Raw genomic sequence first — 17,168 nt, forward strand, 5'->3', positions numbered from 1 at the left:
GCCCTTGGTTCTGGCTAGTCTCACTATGTGGATAGTTTTGCTGGTCCACATCTGTGTGCAAGGAAGCATCAAAAGGGGGAAGCATTTCGATGGCTGGCAGGTTTGAAATTCTCAAGGACAACGACGAAGGTTACCGGTTCCGCCTTACTGCGGCTGACGGAACCGTCGTGGCCGTATCACCAACTTTCACGCACCTGGAAGGTGTGGTCGCCGGCATCAACGCCGTGCGGGAAAACGCCGCGACCGGACTGATCGTGGACCGTTCGACGACGGCCCGCAAGGCTGCCTAAACAGTCACCAGCGCGCAGGGCCAGTCTGGTAAGGACTCGTCAGAGGTCGATATCCCGCAGCTTGTCCTTGTCCCAGGGAACGGTCCAGCCCAGTTCGTCGAAGAGTCCGCTGAGGACCAGTCCCGTGAAGCCCCATACCAGCACGCCATTTACGGTGAAACCAGGGCTGGTGTACGTGCGGCCGAACCGGGAGATGGTGGCCGTGACGCGGTTAACCGGGTCCAGGAGGTCACGCACGGGCACCCTGAAGACCTGCGCAGACTCGGCGTAGTCCACTACCCGAATGGGCGATGGTGCATCCCACCACGCCAGCACCGGCGTCACCCGGAAGTTGCTGCGAATGAGGCCAAGTTCCGGGATGACTCCGAGAACCCGGACGCCACCCGCATCCAGGCCCGTTTCTTCCACAGCTTCACGAAGGGCGGCGGCCACTACCGACTCATCTTCCGGATCCACGCTGCCGCCCGGGAACGCCACTTGGCCCGGATGGTCGTCAAGGGTGTGCGCCCGTTCCAGCAAGAGGACATCGAGGTCGGCCGGCGCGATAGGCCGCCCCGATTCGGCAGGAATGTTGTCCAGTACGCCGAAAAGCATCAAGACTGCCGCGGCCCGGTTGGTTTCGGGGGTGACGGGAAGCTTCTCCCAGAGGGCCGTGTGCTGTTGCTGGCCGTCTTCAAAGCGGGCGACTAGCGCTGAAAGTTCCTCAAGCGCGGTCACTCGGGCCTCCTTTGCGATTCCATGCGGATCTCCGCAGCCCTGTGCGTCTCGGCCAGGAGCTTTTCCAGCAACTCTTCGTTTCCAGGCGCAAGCTCATACTTCAGCAGCTTGGCTGCCTTGACGGGGTCCGTTTCGCCCTCGCCATAGCTCGGACAGAGGCTCGCGACCGGGCAGGCACCACAGGCCGGCTTCCTGGAATGGCAGACCCTGCGACCGTGGAACACCACTCGATGCGAGAGCATGGTCCAGTCCCGGGGTTCAAACAAGTCGGCGACGTCGAACTCGATCTTCACAGGATCGTCCGAGGCCGTCCACCCGAACCGGCGGGCCAGCCGACCAAAGTGCGTATCCACCGTGATCCCGGGAACGCCGAACGCATTACCCAAAACCACGTTCGCGGTCTTGCGCCCGACGCCCGGGAGCGTCACCAAATCTTCAAGACGTCCCGGCACCACGCCGTCGTACTCATCCACAAGCCGTGTACTGAGTGCCAGGACGTTCCTCGCTTTGGCCCTGAAGAAGCCCGTCGGCTGAAGTATGGACTCCAGCTCCAGGGGATCCGCCTCAGCCATGGCGCGGGCATCCGGGTAGCGGGCAAACAGGATCTTGGTGACCTGGTTGACCAGCACATCAGTGGTTTGGGCAGAGAGGACCGTGGCCACCACCAGCTCAAAGGGGTTCCTGAAATCCAACTCCGCATGCGCGTAGGGATACTTGTCAGCGAGAACCCTGTTGATCTTGCGTGCCCGGCGTTTGAGTGCGAGCAGCGAACCAGCTTCAGCGATGGCCACGGGGTCCTGCTTAGCCGCGTTCGATGTTGCTGAGCTCCCGGAGAACCCCAACTTTGCCGTCGGTGTCCTGGACCAGGAATTCATGACCACGGTCCTCCAACGCCAGGACCCATCCGCCGGGTTCGATGGTGAAAGCGGGAGCGCCGGAGTGTTCGTCGTACGCGGTCCGGGGCTGGGCGACGGCGAACCAGAATGCCTCGTACTGTGGTGAATCTGATTCTTCCGGACGGCTGGCCGGATCCACGGTGGCGCCAATCGAGTCACTGACCCTGCGTGTGTCACCGGAGACTATGGGCGTGGCCATGGTTGCAGCCCAAGGCTGCTGAGGCGCTGGCTGAGTGGTAGCGGGCTGAGCCGCATGCTGGGTGGTGGCTGGCTCTGACGCTGTACCGGAGGCCTTTACCTCGGCGTCCTTTGCACCAGACTCTTTTCCGGACTCCGTGCGCTCCGGCGAAGGAACGGCGGGAGAAGCGCCTGCGCCGGACGGCGCGGGAAGAGATGCGGAGCCAGCGGTTGCCGGTCCGGATGCTCCGAAGCCGGTACCGTCCGCCGGCTTATCGTCGGCTGAATGCACGACGGCGGAGGCTTCGGTAGCCGGCGACGGCGTAGTTCCGTAGCTGGCCGGCGGAGCGAAGGGGCTGGAGCCTGTGGCGGCACCTGCGCCAGGAGCGCCCGCGCCGGGAGCGCCGGTGGAAGCTGCGGCTGCCGCTGCACCTGAAACATGGGCGACGGGTGCTTCGTATCCGGGCGTCGATCCCTGGAATCCCGGAGTTGAACCGGTTGTGGCGGCAGGCTTGGCCGCTTTAGGGGCCTTCGGTGCTTTGGGGGCAGCCGGTTTGCGGCTGGGCACAGCTGCCTCGCGGGCAATAACGTGAGCCGGCGTCTCAGCACGGCCCTTGAAATCAGCGGAAAGCCACGGAAGGTGAGGAGCCAGAACCGTTGCAGCCAGCAGGCCTACAGAACCGACCAAACCAAGCAGGACGCTGCCATTGAACGAGTTGGCAATAGTGAGGAAGAACAAGGGGAACGCGAACGAGGCAACCACGGACGCGAACTGATCGACGGACAGCGAGCCAACACGGACGACTGTTCCCGGCTGCAGCCTGCGGGCCACGAAGAGCGCCACCACAACCAGCGGCAGGATGATGCCCAGCAGCAGGAAGAACAGGTTTCCGAGGTTCCAGAGGTTGTAAAGGTCTCCGAACATCGGCAGGAGCGACGCGACGAACATCAGGAGCGTGGAGCCGAAAACAGTAAGATCGCGGATGGTGAATGGCCCGGCGACGGCGTCATACTTGGCAGCGTCGCTCTTGCCGGCAGCGTCGTTTTTAGCAGCAGCGTTGCCACCTGCAGAGGTGGCCGTTCCAGCCGTGGTGTCCGGTCCCGTCGGCTGTGAGTCGTGCGGGCCTGGGCTCAGCTGGTTCATCTATTTCTCCTTCGTACGGCGGCGTCTTGGACAGTCCGGCCCGGCGACCTCCGCGGGATTCCGCCGAGAACCGGACACGCCAGAAGTGCGTCCCAAGACTTCTTCAGCCTATGTCACCCCACTGACGGGGTTCTAGCTGAAAACGGCCATACAGCTTCGCCCACAGCAAACTCCAAGGTTCCTTACGGATTGCAGCCCACCGATCCCCCGCCGCCAGCGGCGGCCCGGGTCCGCCGTCGTGCGTCATGTAAACGGTTCCCCACCGCCGAAGCCGCCATTCGTCGCTAAATCCGCGCCGCTCACGGCCGCATTTGTGACGACGCACACGTAGCACTTCGCTAAGCGATAGTGTTGATGCCGGACAGCACTCTGCGGACCCTTGAGGGACGCGCTCGACGCCGACGACGGCCCGGGCGGGGACCTCACGGCAGGATCCGCGCAGCAAAGATCGATGAATGATGAGGTTCACCATGTCCCAGGACACCACCGGATCCACGGCCACCGCTGCAGCTTCAACGGCTCAGAACGGTCCCGCCGCACACGTTGAGGCACTTGAAAACCTCCTCCACGAGAACCGCAAGTTCGCGCCGTCGGCAGAGTTCGCCGCAAACGCCGTCACAAGTGCTGACGCCTACAAAGAGGCAGAGGCGGACCGTCCCGCCTTTTGGGCCAAGCAGGCCCGTGAGCTGTTGAGCTGGGACAAGGACTTCACCGAGGCGCTGGACTGGTCCAACCCGCCGTTTGCCAAGTGGTTCGTCGGCGGCGAAGTCAACGCCGCGTACAACGCGTTGGATCGCCATGTGGAGAACGGCTTGGGTGACCGCGTTGCCATCTACTTCGAAGGCGAGCCCGGCGACACCCGCACCTACACGTATGCGGAACTGACCGAAGAGGTGAAGAAGGCTGCCAACGCCTTCGAGTCCCTCGGCGTCGCCAAGGGTGACCGCGTGGCTGTGTACTTGCCCATGATTCCCGAGGCCGTCATTACGCTGCTTGCCTGCGCCAGGATCGGGGCGGTGCACTCGGTGGTCTTTGGCGGTTTCTCCGCTGACGCCCTGCGCTCCCGGATCGAGGACGCCGAAGCCAAGCTCGTTGTCACCGCCGATGGCACCTACCGCCGCGGCAAGCCCAGTGCCCTGAAGCCCGCAGTGGACGAAGCCCTGAGCAAAGAGGGCCACACCGTCCAGAACGTGGTTGTGGTCAAGCGCAACGGCGAGGACGTCAGCTGGGTAGAAGGACGCGACCTCTGGTGGAGCGAGACGGTAGACCTCGCAGAGAAGGAGCACACCGCCGTCGGGCATGACTCCGAACACCCGCTGTTCATCCTCTACACCTCCGGCACCACGGGCAAGCCCAAGGGCATCCTGCACACCACCGGCGGCTACCTTACGCAGGCCGCGTACACGCACAAGGCAGTGTTCGACCTCCACCCGGAAACGGACGTGTACTGGTGCACCGCCGACGTCGGATGGGTCACCGGCCACTCATACGTCACCTACGCTCCGCTGATCAACGGCGCCACGCAGGTCATGTACGAAGGCACCCCGGACTCCCCCCACCAGGGCCGCTGGTGGGAAATCGTGGAGAAGTACAAGGTCTCCATCCTCTACACCGCGCCGACTGCCATCCGGACGTTCATGAAGTGGGGCCGGGACATCCCGGACAAGTACGACCTCTCCTCCATCCGCGTCCTGGGATCCGTGGGCGAATCCATCAACCCCGAAGCGTGGATGTGGTACCGCGACGTCATCGGTGCCAACGCCGGCAAGAACGGCGAAAAGAAGGAACACCCCGCCCCGATCGTGGACACCTGGTGGCAGACCGAAACCGGTGCGCAGATGATCGCGCCGTTGCCCGGCGTAACCGCCACCAAGCCCGGCTCCGCACAGGTTCCGCTGCCCGGCATCGCCGTGGACGTCGTGGACGAAAACGGTCAATCCGTGGCGAACGGTGAGGGAGGCTACCTGGTGGTCCGCGAACCGTGGCCCTCCATGCTCCGTGGTATCTGGGGCGACCCCGAGCGTTTCAAGGACACTTACTGGTCCCGGTTCGAGGCGATGTACTTTGCCGGAGACGGCGCCAAGAAGGACGAAGACGGCGATGTGTGGCTCCTGGGCCGCGTGGACGACGTCATGAACGTCTCCGGCCACCGCCTCTCCACCACGGAGATCGAGTCCGCCCTCGTCAGCCACCCGTCCGTCGCCGAAGCAGCCGTGGTTGGCGCCGCAGACGAGACCACCGGCCAGGCAGTGGTCGCGTTCGTCATCCTCCGCGGTGACGCCGTGAACAACGGCGACGAAACCGTCCTGGAACTGCGCAACCATGTGGGCAAGGAAATCGGCCCGATCGCCAAGCCCAAGCAGCTGCTCATCGTTCCGGAACTGCCCAAGACACGCTCCGGCAAGATCGTCCGCCGACTCCTCAAGGACATCGCAGAAGGCCGCGACACCGGCGACGCCACCACCTTGGCAGACCCCGGCATCATGACCCAGATCGCGGAGTCCCTCCGCAAGTAAGTAGTTCACGACGGCGCCGCTCACCTCTTGAGGCGAGCGGCGCCGTCGTGCGTTAATGCCTTGCGTGACGCAGGCGTGACGTCGCCGCGCTGGGCATGCCGGGCTCCGGAAGCCTCCCGCCCTAGACTGGAGCCAGATTCCGCCCCATGTTTGACGAGGTTCCCAGAAAGGCCCTGATGCTTCAGGCAGCACGCCACTCCGCCATCATCGACGCCGTCCAGCGGGAACGCGTGGTGCGGGTCTCGGACCTCGCGCAATTACTGGGCGTGTCCCCCATGACCGTGCGCCGCGACATCGAAGCCCTTGAGGAAGCCGGCCGCGTTGAGCGCATCCACGGCGGAGCCAAGCTCCCCGGTGATGCAAGCACCCACGAACCCGGATTCGAGCTCAAGTCCACGCAGCTGACCGCGGAGAAACACGCAATCGCCGTTGAGGCTGCGTCCCTTGTCCAGGAAGGCATGGCAATCGGCCTCGGCGCCGGCACCACCACATGGGCCTTGGCGAAGGAACTCGTCAACGGGCCCCGCATCACCGTGGTCACCAACTCGGTGCGCATCGCCGACCTCTTCCACCACGGCTCCTCATCCGGCCCCGCACGCTTCGGATCCACAGTGATCCTCATCGGCGGCGAGCGAACACCGTCCGACGCCCTGGTGGGCCCGATAGCCACATCCTCGCTTAAGCAGCTCCACCTGGACGTCCTGTTCCTGGGTGTCCACGGCATGGATGGCCACGCAGGTTTCACAACCCCCAACCTCCTGGAAGCGGAAACCAACCGCGCCTTCATGGCATCTGCCCGGAGCACCGTTGTCCTGGCCGACCACAGTAAATGGGGCGTGGTGGGCATAGCCTCGATCGCCCAACTGGAAGAGGCTGACGAACTGATCACGGACTCACTGCTGGGTGAAGACGCCCGGCGCGTACTGGCCGAGAACGTTGCAAAACTTCGGATCGCCGAGGCCTAACCCAAGTAGGTCGCAGTTGAGCGCGTTCTGAGAGCTCAAAACGCGCTGTGCTGCGACTTAGTTGGGTCTCATACCCCGGGTGGAGGCCTGCCCGCAGAGTTCAGCCGCGGGACTGACGCCCCAGGATAGGGGCTGCAGGGATGCTGGATATATGAACGCCATCCTCCACGCCCAGCAGCTCACCAAGCACTACCCCGGCAGCATCGCTTTGGACCACGTCGACTTCACAGCAAACTCCGGCGAGTCCATTGCGATTATTGGACCCTCAGGTTCCGGTAAGACCACCCTTTTGCACTGCCTCGCCGGGATTTTGAGGCCCGACGCCGGTGCCATCACCTTGAACACACCGTCCTCACCTTTGCGGCTGGACACGTTGGGAGATGCAGCGCTGTCCCGCCTGAGGCGCGAGGAGTTCGGCTTCGTCTTCCAACAAGGCATGCTGCTTCCGGAGCTCACTGCCTTGGAAAACGTGGCGCTGGCGCTCATGCTCAACGGCACGGACCGCAATACTTCAGAGGCGAGGGCCGCCGAATGGCTTGGCGCGTTGGGGCTGGCCGGGATGGAACAACGCCGATTGGGCGAGCTTTCCGGTGGACAGGTGCAGCGTGTAGCTATCGCCCGTGCCCAAGTCACGGGCGCCCGGGTTGTCTTCGCGGACGAGCCCACCGGCGCTTTGGACTCGGCGACCTCCAAGGAAGTCCTGGACGTACTCCTTCACTCCGTAGCTGCCAACGGCCGGACGCTCCTGGTGGTCACCCACGATCCCAACGTTGCTTCCCGTTGCCAGCGCGTTGTGGAGTTGCGCGACGGCAGGATCGTGGCAGATAGCGGCAGCCCCGTTCCGGCTCCGACGCAGGCCGCCACCGCCAACTTCAAGGGTGCCTTCAATGTCTAGTCTCTCCATGGCCCTGCGCCTCACGCCATATCTCGCCCGGAGCAACGGGAGCAGCTTCCGGGAAACCGGTCTCCGCGATGCCGGGCTCCCGATCTTGGCCTTTGGGACGGTCACAGCCCTGCTGCTCACCGTGGCCGGAGGTTCACAGGTCTTCTGGTCCTGGTCCGACGACATCGCAGGCACCTACCAGGCATTGGCCGTCGTCGCCATGGTCTTGCTCATCATCCCGTTGTTGACGCTCGGTGCCTCGGCGGCCCGACTCGCCGCCCGTCGTCGTGATGACCGCTTGGCTTCCCTGCGGTTACTTGGCGCCAACAGCGCGACGGTGGTCTGGATGACAGTCATTGAGTCCACCGTCCTCGCCGCCGTGGGAGCGTTGGCAGGTGCTGGGCTATATGCCTGCATGGCGCCGTTCCTGGGGCTGATCCAGTTCCGGGGCCAGGCAATCGGGAGCCACGCGTGGCTGTCAGTGCCGTCCATCCTCGGCTGCGTTCTGGCCGTCTGTGTCCTTGCCGCGGCGAGCGCCGCATTGGGGCTCCGGAAAGTTGTGGTGACACCGCTGGGTGTCCGGACCCGGCAAACGGCCGACGGCGCGCACTGGGTTCGCGGACTCATCGCGGCTGTGGTGGTGGTTGTTGGAGTGATGGCGATGGGGATGCTCAGCAGCTTCGGTGCGTTCATAGTGATCATTGCCGTGATGGGCGGTTGCTTCGGGCTGGCGCTGCTGGCATTGAACCTCATGGGACCGTGGATCCTGCGATTGAGGGCGTCGTCCCAGCTCAAGCGGGCCAAACGACCCGAGCAACTGCTGGCCGCGCGGACTGTGTTGGAGAGCCCCAAGGAATCGTGGCGACAAGTCGGGGGCGTCGCGATGACCAGTTTTGTGGGGGTATTCGTGGGTGTCGGCATGGCTGTGGCCGACACCATGGGCGCCGGCGCTGACGCTGAAGCAACGCTGCTGGTCCGGGACATCAACACCGGGGTGATGATCACCCTGCTGGGCTCGTTCCTGATGGTTGCGTGTTCCGCGGGTGTGAACCAGGCCGCCGCCGTGCTGGACCGGGCTTCCACCTTGGTGGCACTGGACCGGGTTGGGATGCCACGGAAGCTCATGGTGGCGGCGCGGGTCAAAGCCGTGATGTCGCCGCTGTTCCTGGTGGCGGGCATTTCAGCTGCCGCGGCTGCCGTCCTGGTCCTGCCGCTCACGGGTGCTGCGCTGCTGACCCAGCCCGTGGTGATCCTCACCATCGGCGGGGTGTTTGCCGCCGGCTTCCTTCTGGTCCGGCTGGCCGTGGCCGCGGGCACGGCGCAGATCAACCAGGTGCTGGCCCGCCCCGAGCGTTACGCCAGCATGGACTCGTAACCCGGCCAGCCGCCGTCGTAATCCCCCCGCGAGTTGGCAGTTAATGACGGTGTTTCCCACAAACATTGGCATTAAATGCCATCTCGGCGGGCTATTTGCAGCCGCAGGACTGTCGGATGATCAACTCGGTGGGCAGGATCTGGTGCTGCAGTTCATCGCCGCGGCCCTTGCCCACCAATGCCTGCACTGCGGCTTCGGCCATCGCTTTGACGGGCTGCGCAACAGTAGTCAGCGCGGGCCAGCAGTATTCGGCATCCAGCGAGCCGTCGAAGGACACCAGCGCAAGGTCCTCGGGCACACGAACGCCTGCCTCATGCAGCGCCCGAAGGATGCCGATGGCTTGCATGTCGTTGCTCGCGAAGATCGCGGTAGGGCGATTGGCCATGGCGAGGAAGCGTTTGCCTACCTCGTAGCCGCCCGGACGGCTAAAGGGACCGTGCAGCATAGGCCCGTCCGGCAGCCCGGCGTCGCGCAAGGTGGCCAGCCAGCCCACCTCGCGCCCATCCAGTTGGTTGCCGGTGTTGGTTCCGATTGCCAGGCCAATATTCGTGTGCCCGTGACCAATGAGATGTTCCACGGCAGCACGCGCTCCTGCTTGGAGATCGACACCCACGCTGCTAAGTCCCGGGGGCGAACCTGCATTGTTCAGGAGCACGGACGGAATCTCCGAAGCCTCCAGTTCGGTGACATCGGGGTCGAACACACAGCTGGCCAAAAATACGCCGTCCACCTGGCGGGCGGCCAACGTGCGGATGTTCTTGCGTTCGCGCGTCAGGCTTCCGTCCGAGTTGGTGAGCACCATGCCGAAGCCAAGTTCCGCTGCGGCGTCTTCCACAGCGTGAGCAAGCTGCGTGAAAAACGGGTTGGTGTTATCCGGAACCACCACGCCAATGGTCTCGCTGGATCCCAGCTTCAGGGCCCGGGCGGCGGCGTTGGGCCGGTAACCCAGAACGCGGATGGCATCGCGGACCTTGGCTTCCGTCGCCGGGGCAACGTTCTTGGGTCCACCGTTCACCACATAACTCACGACGGCGGTACTCACCCCGGCGTACCGGGCCACGTCTTTGCGTGTAACCGGGCCGCGCGAGGTTTGTACCGCCGAAGTTGTCATGAGGTAAATGCTAGCTACTCCACGGGAGCATCACCGAAGTCGCGGATGGGAAGGCGCTCCCCGCCACGAAGCGCAGACTCGTGGGCTACGATTCCCGGCAACGTAAACCGGGCCGCCACCCAGGCGTTTACCGGAGGAAGACTGCGGTTATTCACGGCCGTGACGAAGTCGTCCACTAGGAACTGATGGCTTCCTTCGTGCCCGTTGGGCGCTCCCAGGAACTCCTGGGGAAGCCTGGACTGGTCATGTACTGGAGCCAGCCCCGAGATGAAGGCGTCCCGCAGCTCAGGGGCCACGTCTGCCAGCGAGGGGTCATCCAAGGACATGGTTGGCTTGGTTTCCACCTGCTGGGACACGTCTTCCACGGTGGACTTGTCCTGCCACACGGTGGTGGTGGCAAGTTGCTCAAAGCTGGCATCGGTGCCAAAGAAACGGAAGCGGGACTCGCGGATATGCGACGGGTACCCTACGCGGCGCATCTCGTTGGTGCGCATCGCGCCGCCGTCGTTCATTTCAAACAGCGCCGTGGCGTTCGAGAAGTCGTTGGCGAACATGCTGACGTCCTTGTCGAAGACCCCATCGCCACGCTGGTCCTTCACGCCGATGCAGCTGACGCTGACCGCATGTCCGGGGACGGCTCCGAGGACGCCGCCGATTGCGTGAGTGGGGTAGAGCATGGGCGGGTAGCTGGCGGTTTCCTTCCAACGCTCTCCGCCGCTGTACTGGTATGCCTCATAGAAACCGAGATCCATGTCGTGGACGTAGTCGCCTTCGGTGTAGAAAATCCGGCCAAACTTGCCGGCCGCATGTTGCTGCCGGGCGAAGACGGTGGCGGGGTTGTAGTAGCTGGTCTCGCCCATCGCATAGACCAACCCGGTCTCACGCACGGCCTCGATGATCCGTTCGATTTCCTCTTCGGAGATGGCCATGGGTACCGCTGAATAGACGTGCTTTCCGCCCCGCAGGGCACGCTCGACGAGTGGCCCGTGCGTCCACCGCTGCGTGAAGATGGCGACAGCATCGACGTCGGACTCCAACAGCTCCTCGAAGCCGCCCATCACGCCGTCCAGCCCCCAGCGTTCCTGCGCAGCAGTAGCCCGCTCGGGAAGTTCATCGATGGCGTAGACCGCACTGACGCCGGGGTGGAGCTTGAACAAGTGGGCGAATTGGCTGCCGAACTGCCCGGCACCCACAACACCAATCGAAAACGTCATTGTTTACCTTCCCTGGGGCTGCCGAAGCAGCCTCCGCTACGTCCTTCATGTGATTTCCCGTCGAGTCTTGCACTGCCATCTACTCGAGTCAACAGAAGCAACATATTTGCACATTTCCCACCAAAATGTTGCGGATGCTCTTGCGCGACCGGAATCTACTCGTGTAGATTCTCATCCAGTTGTTACTCACATCACAGTTAGGAAAGGGTCGACGATGACCACGCTAACCAAGCAACCAGATCCAGGGCTCTCCGTCAGAGTGCCGCGGAAGTCACGGAAGCGGGGAAAGCCATCCGACGGGTTCCGCGGCATCGGGGACCTGAAGGTCGCACTCTTCTTCATCGCTCCGGCGATGGTCGGATTGATCCTCTTCTACCTCGTCCCGACCATCCGGGGCATTTACCTCAGCTTTACCGAGTACAGCATTCTGGGCGACCCGGAATGGATTGGTGCACGGAACTACGAACGCATAGCCAAGGATCCGCTGTTCTGGAACGCCTTGGGCGTCACGTCGGAATACGTGGTGATCAACATTGTCCTTCAGACGGCGTTGGCCCTGGGCCTTGCAATCCTGATGCACCGGGTGGCAAAGTCGACCCTCATCCGCGGTGCGCTCCTGATGCCCTATCTGATGGCGAACGTCATTGCGGCCCTGCTGTGGTTCTGGATGCTTGACTACCAGATCGGCGTCATCAACCAGATCATCGAATGGACCGGACTGCCCAGGGTGGCCTTCTTCGGCAGCGAGCAATGGGCCATCCCCACCCAGGCGCTCATCAACACTTGGCGGCACATGGGCTACACAGCGCTCCTGATCTTCGCCGGGCTCCAAGCCATCCCGAACAGCGTCTACGAGGCCGCCAGCATCGACGGTTCCAAGGCCGTGAGCACTTTCTGGCGGATCACCCTGCCGCTGCTGCGACCAGTCCTGGTACTCGTCCTCGTAGTGACCGTGATCGGTTCCTTCCAGGTCTTTGACACCGTTGCCGTTACCACGGCCGGTGGGCCCGTCAACGCGACCCGCGTGCTGCAGTTCTACATCTACCAGCGCGCCTTCAATGAACAGGATTTCGGCTATGGATCCGCCCTGGCTGTCATCCTCTTCCTCATCCTCGCCATCGTCGCTTTCATCCAGATGAAATTCCTCCGCGGCAACCAGTCGGACCTGGACTAAGGACACACGCCATGACCACTCTTGCATCGCCCAAGAACGGCGGCCGCCGTCGCCCGCTCAGCCGTCCCTTCAACTGGCGCCGAGCCATCGCCCTGACCCTCCTTGCCCTGGCCGTCGCCGTGAGTATCCTGCCCTTCTACTGGGTGCTGCGCACAGCCCTGTCCTCCAACGGCTCCCTCGCCGCAAACTCTGCCAACCTGCTGCCGGCCGACTTCAACCTGGGCGCATTCAAGCGTGTCTTCGGCCTCCAGAGTGCCTCCGAAGCCATCGCAGAAGGCGGTTCGGGCGCTTCGATCAACTTCTGGCAATACCTTTGGAACTCACTGCTCTTCTCCGGCATCACGACCGCCTGCGCTGTGTTCTTCAGCTCAATGGCCGCCTACGCTTTCTCCCGGTTGCGGTGGAAAGGCCGCGACGCGGTCTTCTCCCTGTTCCTTGCCACCATGCTGGTTCCGCCGATCTTCACCGCCCTGCCCAATTTCCTGCTCATCAAGAACCTGGGCCTGCTGAATTCCATGCTCGGACTCGTGCTGCCTTACCTGTTCATGACTCCGTTCGCGATCTTCTTCATGCGCCAGTTCTTCCTCAACATGTCCAGGGAAGTTGAAGAGGCTGCAATGCTCGACGGCGCCAAGCACTGGCGGATCTTCTTCCAAATCATCATGCCCAACGCCGCTGCCCCGATCGCGACCCTGGCCCTGCTGACCTTCATGGGTCAATGGAACGAATACTTCTGGCCCCTGCTCGTAGGCACCTCCGAGGAATCCAGGGTGCTCACCGTGGGACTGGGAGTCTTCAAATCCCAGTCCCCGCAAGGGGCGCCGGACTGGTCCGGGCTCATGGCCGCAACGCTCGTGTCCGCGACGCCCGTGCTGATCCTCTTCGCCATCTTCGGCAAACGAATCGTCAACTCCATCGGCTTCAACGGCACCAAATAGCTTTCTCTACCTCCCGCACGCGGAAACCGGCATGTGCCGGAACGCACCCCATCCCGTCCTGAAAGGACCAACCATGATGAACAAGAAGGCATTAGGCACCGTCGCCGTCGCAGCAGCCGCTGTCCTCGCACTGTCGGCCTGCTCGGGCGGCAGCTCCGGAGGGAGTTCCGGAGGAGACGCCGCCCAGGGCGAGATCAGCTACTGGCTCTGGGACGCCAATCAACTCCCGGCCTACCAGCAGTGCGCCACTGACTTCACCAAGGCCAACCCGGACATCACCGTCAAGATCACCCAGACCGGTTGGGACGACTACTGGTCCAAGCTCACCAATGGCATGGCCTCCGGCACCGCACCGGACGTCTTTACGGACCACCTGTCCAAGTACCCCGACTTCCTCAAGACCAAGCAGTTGGTGGCCCTTGACGACAGCATCACGCAGGACAAGATAGACCTTTCCCAGTACAACGAAGGCCTCGCGGACCTCTGGGTGGGTCAGGATGGCAAGCGCTACGGCCTGCCCAAAGACTGGGACACCGTCGCACTGTTCTACAACCAGAAGATGGCCACCGACGCCGGCATCACCCCTGAACAAATGGGCTCCCTGACCTGGAACCCGGAGGACGGCGGAACCTACGAGAAGGCAATCGCCCGACTCACTGTGGACAAGAACGGCAAACGCGGCGACGAGGCAGGCTTCGACAAGAACAATGTTGCCGTCTACGGATTGGGCCTGCCGGGCTCCGATGCGGAGAACGCCGGCCAGACACAGTGGAGCTACCTGTCCGCCACCACTGGCTGGACCACCACAGACAAGAACCCCTGGGGCACCCACTTCAACTACGACGACAAAAAGCTCCAGGACACAATCGACTGGTGGGCCTCGCTCGCAGTGAAAGGCTACATGCCCAAACTTGAAACCACGGTTGGCGCCAACGCTGCCGACAGCTTCGGCGCAGGCAAGGCCGCCATTAACAGCAATGGTTCCTGGATGATCGGCCAGTACACCGGCTACAAGGGCATCGACGTCGGCATCGCCCCCACACCTCAGGGCCCCGAAGGCAAGCGCGCCTCCATGTTCAATGGCTTGGCCGATTCCGTTTGGGCGGGCACCAAGAAGAAGGACGCCGCCATTAAGTGGGTCGAGTACCTCGGCTCCGCCGCCTGCCAGGATGTCGTGGCTTCCAAGGCCGTCGTGTTCCCGGCCATCACCACCTCCTCCGAGAAAGCCGCAGACGCCTTCAAGGCCAAGAACGTGGACGTCACTGCCTTCACCCAGCACGTGAAGGACAAGACCACCTTCATGCTCCCGATCACTGACAACGCTTCCAAGGTTTCTGGAATCATGAAGCCGGCAATGGACGCGGTGATCGCGGGCAAGTCCCCCGCCAGTTCACTGACGGCCGCCAACGAACAAGTCAACGCCCTCTTCGCGAAGTAACAACCCACCCGTAGCACCCCCACCCGTTGTGGGGCCCGCTCTGCGCGTTTTCGTATCGAAATAGCGTGCAGAGCGGGCCTCACAACACCCCCCACACACGACCCGATGTGAAAGTGACTCAACACATGCACCCGCTCCATCTCCGTTCCGCAGGTACCAGCCTGGTGATCGCCACCCACCGTGGAGAGGCTGAGATCATCCACTGGGGAGCCGACCTGGGCGATACCTTGCCGGACCTGTCCATCCTCAGCGAGCCCATCCCGCCCTCGTCCATCGATGCCAACGTCCCAGCGGGGCTCCTCCCCCAGGCGTCGTCGTCGTGGCAAGGACGGCCGGGACTTCGCGGACACCGCATCATAGACGGCATACCTGGCTTCGATTTCTCCGTCCGCCTTCGGCTGGTGAGCGCGACTGCAGATGGCAACTCCGCGGTGATTGTTCAAACAGACCCCGACGCCGGCATCACCGTGACCAGTAACCTCACCTTGCACCCGGGCGGGCTTCTCGAACTGCGGCACTCGGTGACGAACGACGGCACGTCGCCTTTCCAGGTGGATGAGTTGGCGACGATGCTCCCGGTGGCGCCTGACGCCGTCGAACTTTTGGACCTGACTGGCCGCTGGTGCCGTGAGCGGCACCCACAGCGCAGGGCCATCCAACAAGGAACCTGGGTCCGCACCGGCCGCCATGGCCGCACCGGGCATGACTCCTCCCTTCTGCTGGCGGCCGGAACTGCGGGCTTTGGGAACCGGCACGGCAAGGTGTGGGCCACCCACCTGGCATGGAGCGGAAACCACGAGCAGTTTGCGGACAGCGTTGCCGATGGCCGCACCATGGTGGGCGGCTCCGAGCTGTTAGGACCCGCAGAAGTGGTCCTGCAGCCCGGCGAAATTTACACGACTCCCGCCCTGTTTGCGGCTTACTCAGACCGTGGGCTGGACGGGATCTCCGAGGCGTTTTACGCGTGGTTCCGTTCGCGGCCGCACCATGTGGGTGCAGCTTCCGGGAAAGCCCGCCCAGTAGTCCTCAACACGTGGGAAGCGGTGTATTTCGACCACAAACTGGACGCCCTGATCGAACTGGCGGAGTCGGCTGCCGATCTTGGAGTTGAGCGTTTCGTGCTCGACGACGGCTGGTTCCGCGGGCGACGTGGCGACCACGCGGGGCTGGGCGACTGGTACGTCGACGAGACCCTCTGGCCCAACGGCCTGACGCCGTTGATTGATGCCGTGACCAGCCGCGGCATGGAGTTTGGTCTGTGGGTTGAGCCGGAAATGGTCAACCTTGACTCCGACATCGCCAGGGCTCATCCGGAATGGGTCGTGGGCCCCTCAGCAGTTTCCTATAAGGACGGCGGCCGACTCCCCCTTGGGTGGCGGCAGCAGCACGTGATCGACCTCGTGAACCCGGATGCGTGGCAGTACATTTACGAACGCATGGACAGCTTGCTGCGCGAGAACAACATCAGCTACCTCAAGTGGGACCAGAACCGCGATCTTCTGGAACACGGGCATGCTGGCCGGGCTTCGGTGCACGAGCAAACTCTGGCCGCGTACCGGCTGTTCGATGCGCTCCATGCGGCCCATCCCGGGGTTGAAATCGAAAGCTGTTCCTCGGGTGGCGCCCGCGTGGACCTTGGGATCCTGGAACGGACCGACCGGATCTGGGCTTCAGACTGCAACGACGCCTTGGAACGGCAAACCATCCAACGATGGACCGGAATGGTGGTCCCGCCGGAACTGGTGGGCGGGCACATTGGACCCACCACGTCGCACACAACGGGGCGGACGCACGACCTCTCATTCCGTGCCATCACGGCGTTGTTTGGACACTTCGGCATGGAGTGGGACGTCCGCTCCATCGCCGGAGAAGAGCGCGCAGAACTCAAGCGCTTCATCGGCCTCTACAAGGAACACCGCGGCCTCATCCACAGTGGCCGAATGGTGCGGGCCGATGTGCCGGACGAATCGCTGATGGTGCACGGCGTGGTGGCTGACACTGAAGGGCTCGACGGCGGCACGCCAGTTGGTGCCACGGCTGCTCTTTTCGCCGTGGTGAAGACCCGGACAGGCTTTAGCGAACTACCCGGACGAGTGACCTTCCCGGGGCTGGAACCGTCCCGGACCTACCGGGTGGAGGCGATTTTCCCTGCACCCGGGGATGCCGACTACGGGCACACGTTCACCGAGGCAAAGCCGGCACCGTGGCTGGCGTCCGGGGCTGACGCTTCGGGGCGGTTCCTTGGCGAGGTGGGCCTTCCCATGCCGGTCCTGAATCCGGAGCACGCCATCCTGCTGCGGTTCACGACCCTCTGACGCTCTCTCACGTCC

Annotated in this window: 14 protein-coding genes; 9 read left to right on the forward strand and 5 right to left on the reverse strand. The window is 63.4% G+C overall.

Features of this window, described 5'->3' with window-relative positions; genetic code table 11:
• The first annotated feature begins 89 nt into the window (after positions 1–89).
• On the forward strand, positions 90–290 hold the full coding sequence (locus ACNAOT_RS18845; RefSeq protein ID WP_054808913.1) for a YegP family protein: 201 nt from the start codon (positions 90–92) through the stop codon (positions 288–290).
• A 39-nt stretch (positions 291–329) separates the two neighbouring features.
• Here ACNAOT_RS18845 and ACNAOT_RS18850 read toward each other — a convergent pair whose 3' ends face one another.
• From ACNAOT_RS18850 to ACNAOT_RS18860, 3 genes are read right to left on the reverse strand one after another with little or no spacing between them, the layout of a single operon-like run.
• A complete protein-coding gene (locus ACNAOT_RS18850) occupies positions 330–1,007 on the reverse strand; it encodes an NUDIX hydrolase (protein WP_178995224.1) in 678 nt (225 codons plus the stop codon).
• Positions 1,004–1,798, reverse strand: coding sequence for an endonuclease III (gene nth, locus ACNAOT_RS18855; protein WP_420178956.1), 795 nt, complete (start codon positions 1,796–1,798; stop codon positions 1,004–1,006). The genes ACNAOT_RS18850 and nth overlap by 4 nt, the downstream gene beginning before the upstream one ends.
• Positions 1,799–1,808: 10 nt before the next feature.
• The gene (locus ACNAOT_RS18860) at positions 1,809–3,224 is read right to left on the reverse strand and encodes a hypothetical protein (RefSeq protein WP_420178957.1); all 1,416 of its coding nucleotides are present in this window, start codon (positions 3,222–3,224) and stop codon (positions 1,809–1,811) included.
• 470 nt (positions 3,225–3,694) lie between these two features.
• Here ACNAOT_RS18860 and acs point away from each other — a divergent pair, with 470 nt between their 5' ends.
• The 4 genes from acs to ACNAOT_RS18880 all read left to right on the forward strand — a co-directional run bounded on the left by acs (position 3,695) and on the right by ACNAOT_RS18880 (position 8,963).
• Complete coding sequence (gene acs, locus ACNAOT_RS18865; RefSeq protein ID WP_420181194.1) at positions 3,695–5,740, forward strand: acetate--CoA ligase; 2,046 nt, start codon at positions 3,695–3,697, stop codon at positions 5,738–5,740.
• 176 nt (positions 5,741–5,916) lie between these two features.
• Positions 5,917–6,705, forward strand: a complete 789-nt coding sequence (locus ACNAOT_RS18870; RefSeq protein WP_178995230.1) for a DeoR/GlpR family DNA-binding transcription regulator — start codon at positions 5,917–5,919, stop codon at positions 6,703–6,705.
• A 151-nt stretch (positions 6,706–6,856) separates the two neighbouring features.
• Entirely contained in the window at positions 6,857–7,600 is a 744-nt protein-coding gene (locus tag ACNAOT_RS18875; RefSeq protein ID WP_420178958.1) for an ABC transporter ATP-binding protein, read from the forward strand.
• Positions 7,601–7,607: 7 nt separating this feature from the next.
• Positions 7,608–8,963, forward strand: coding sequence for an FtsX-like permease family protein (locus tag ACNAOT_RS18880; protein WP_420181195.1), 1,356 nt, complete (start codon positions 7,608–7,610; stop codon positions 8,961–8,963).
• 91 nt (positions 8,964–9,054) lie between these two features.
• Here the strand turns inward: ACNAOT_RS18880 and ACNAOT_RS18885 are convergent, their stop codons facing one another.
• Both ACNAOT_RS18885 and ACNAOT_RS18890 read right to left on the reverse strand, forming a co-directional pair.
• Positions 9,055–10,074, reverse strand: a complete 1,020-nt coding sequence (locus ACNAOT_RS18885; protein ID WP_091470407.1) for a LacI family DNA-binding transcriptional regulator — start codon at positions 10,072–10,074, stop codon at positions 9,055–9,057.
• Positions 10,075–10,088: 14 nt separating this feature from the next.
• Entirely contained in the window at positions 10,089–11,288 is a 1,200-nt protein-coding gene (locus ACNAOT_RS18890; protein ID WP_420178959.1) for a Gfo/Idh/MocA family protein, read from the reverse strand.
• 214 nt (positions 11,289–11,502) lie between these two features.
• On the opposite strand from ACNAOT_RS18890, the gene ACNAOT_RS18895 reads away from it, so the two are divergent.
• From ACNAOT_RS18895 to ACNAOT_RS18910, 4 genes are all read left to right on the forward strand, one after another.
• Positions 11,503–12,462, forward strand: coding sequence for a carbohydrate ABC transporter permease (locus ACNAOT_RS18895; RefSeq protein ID WP_420178960.1), 960 nt, complete (start codon positions 11,503–11,505; stop codon positions 12,460–12,462).
• Between the two features lie 11 nt (positions 12,463–12,473).
• Positions 12,474–13,400, forward strand: coding sequence for a carbohydrate ABC transporter permease (locus tag ACNAOT_RS18900; protein ID WP_091470403.1), 927 nt, complete (start codon positions 12,474–12,476; stop codon positions 13,398–13,400).
• 73 nt (positions 13,401–13,473) lie between these two features.
• Positions 13,474–14,838: an ABC transporter substrate-binding protein gene (locus tag ACNAOT_RS18905; RefSeq protein WP_420178961.1), complete on the forward strand. Its 1,365-nt coding sequence runs from the start codon at positions 13,474–13,476 to the stop codon at positions 14,836–14,838.
• 125 nt (positions 14,839–14,963) lie between these two features.
• Positions 14,964–17,153, forward strand: coding sequence for an alpha-galactosidase (locus ACNAOT_RS18910; protein ID WP_420181196.1), 2,190 nt, complete (start codon positions 14,964–14,966; stop codon positions 17,151–17,153).
• Positions 17,154–17,168 lie beyond the last annotated feature (15 nt).

The organism is Paenarthrobacter sp. TA1.8, assembly GCF_048595705.1.
GTDB classification, from domain to species: Bacteria; Actinomycetota; Actinomycetes; order Actinomycetales; family Micrococcaceae; genus Arthrobacter; species Arthrobacter nitroguajacolicus.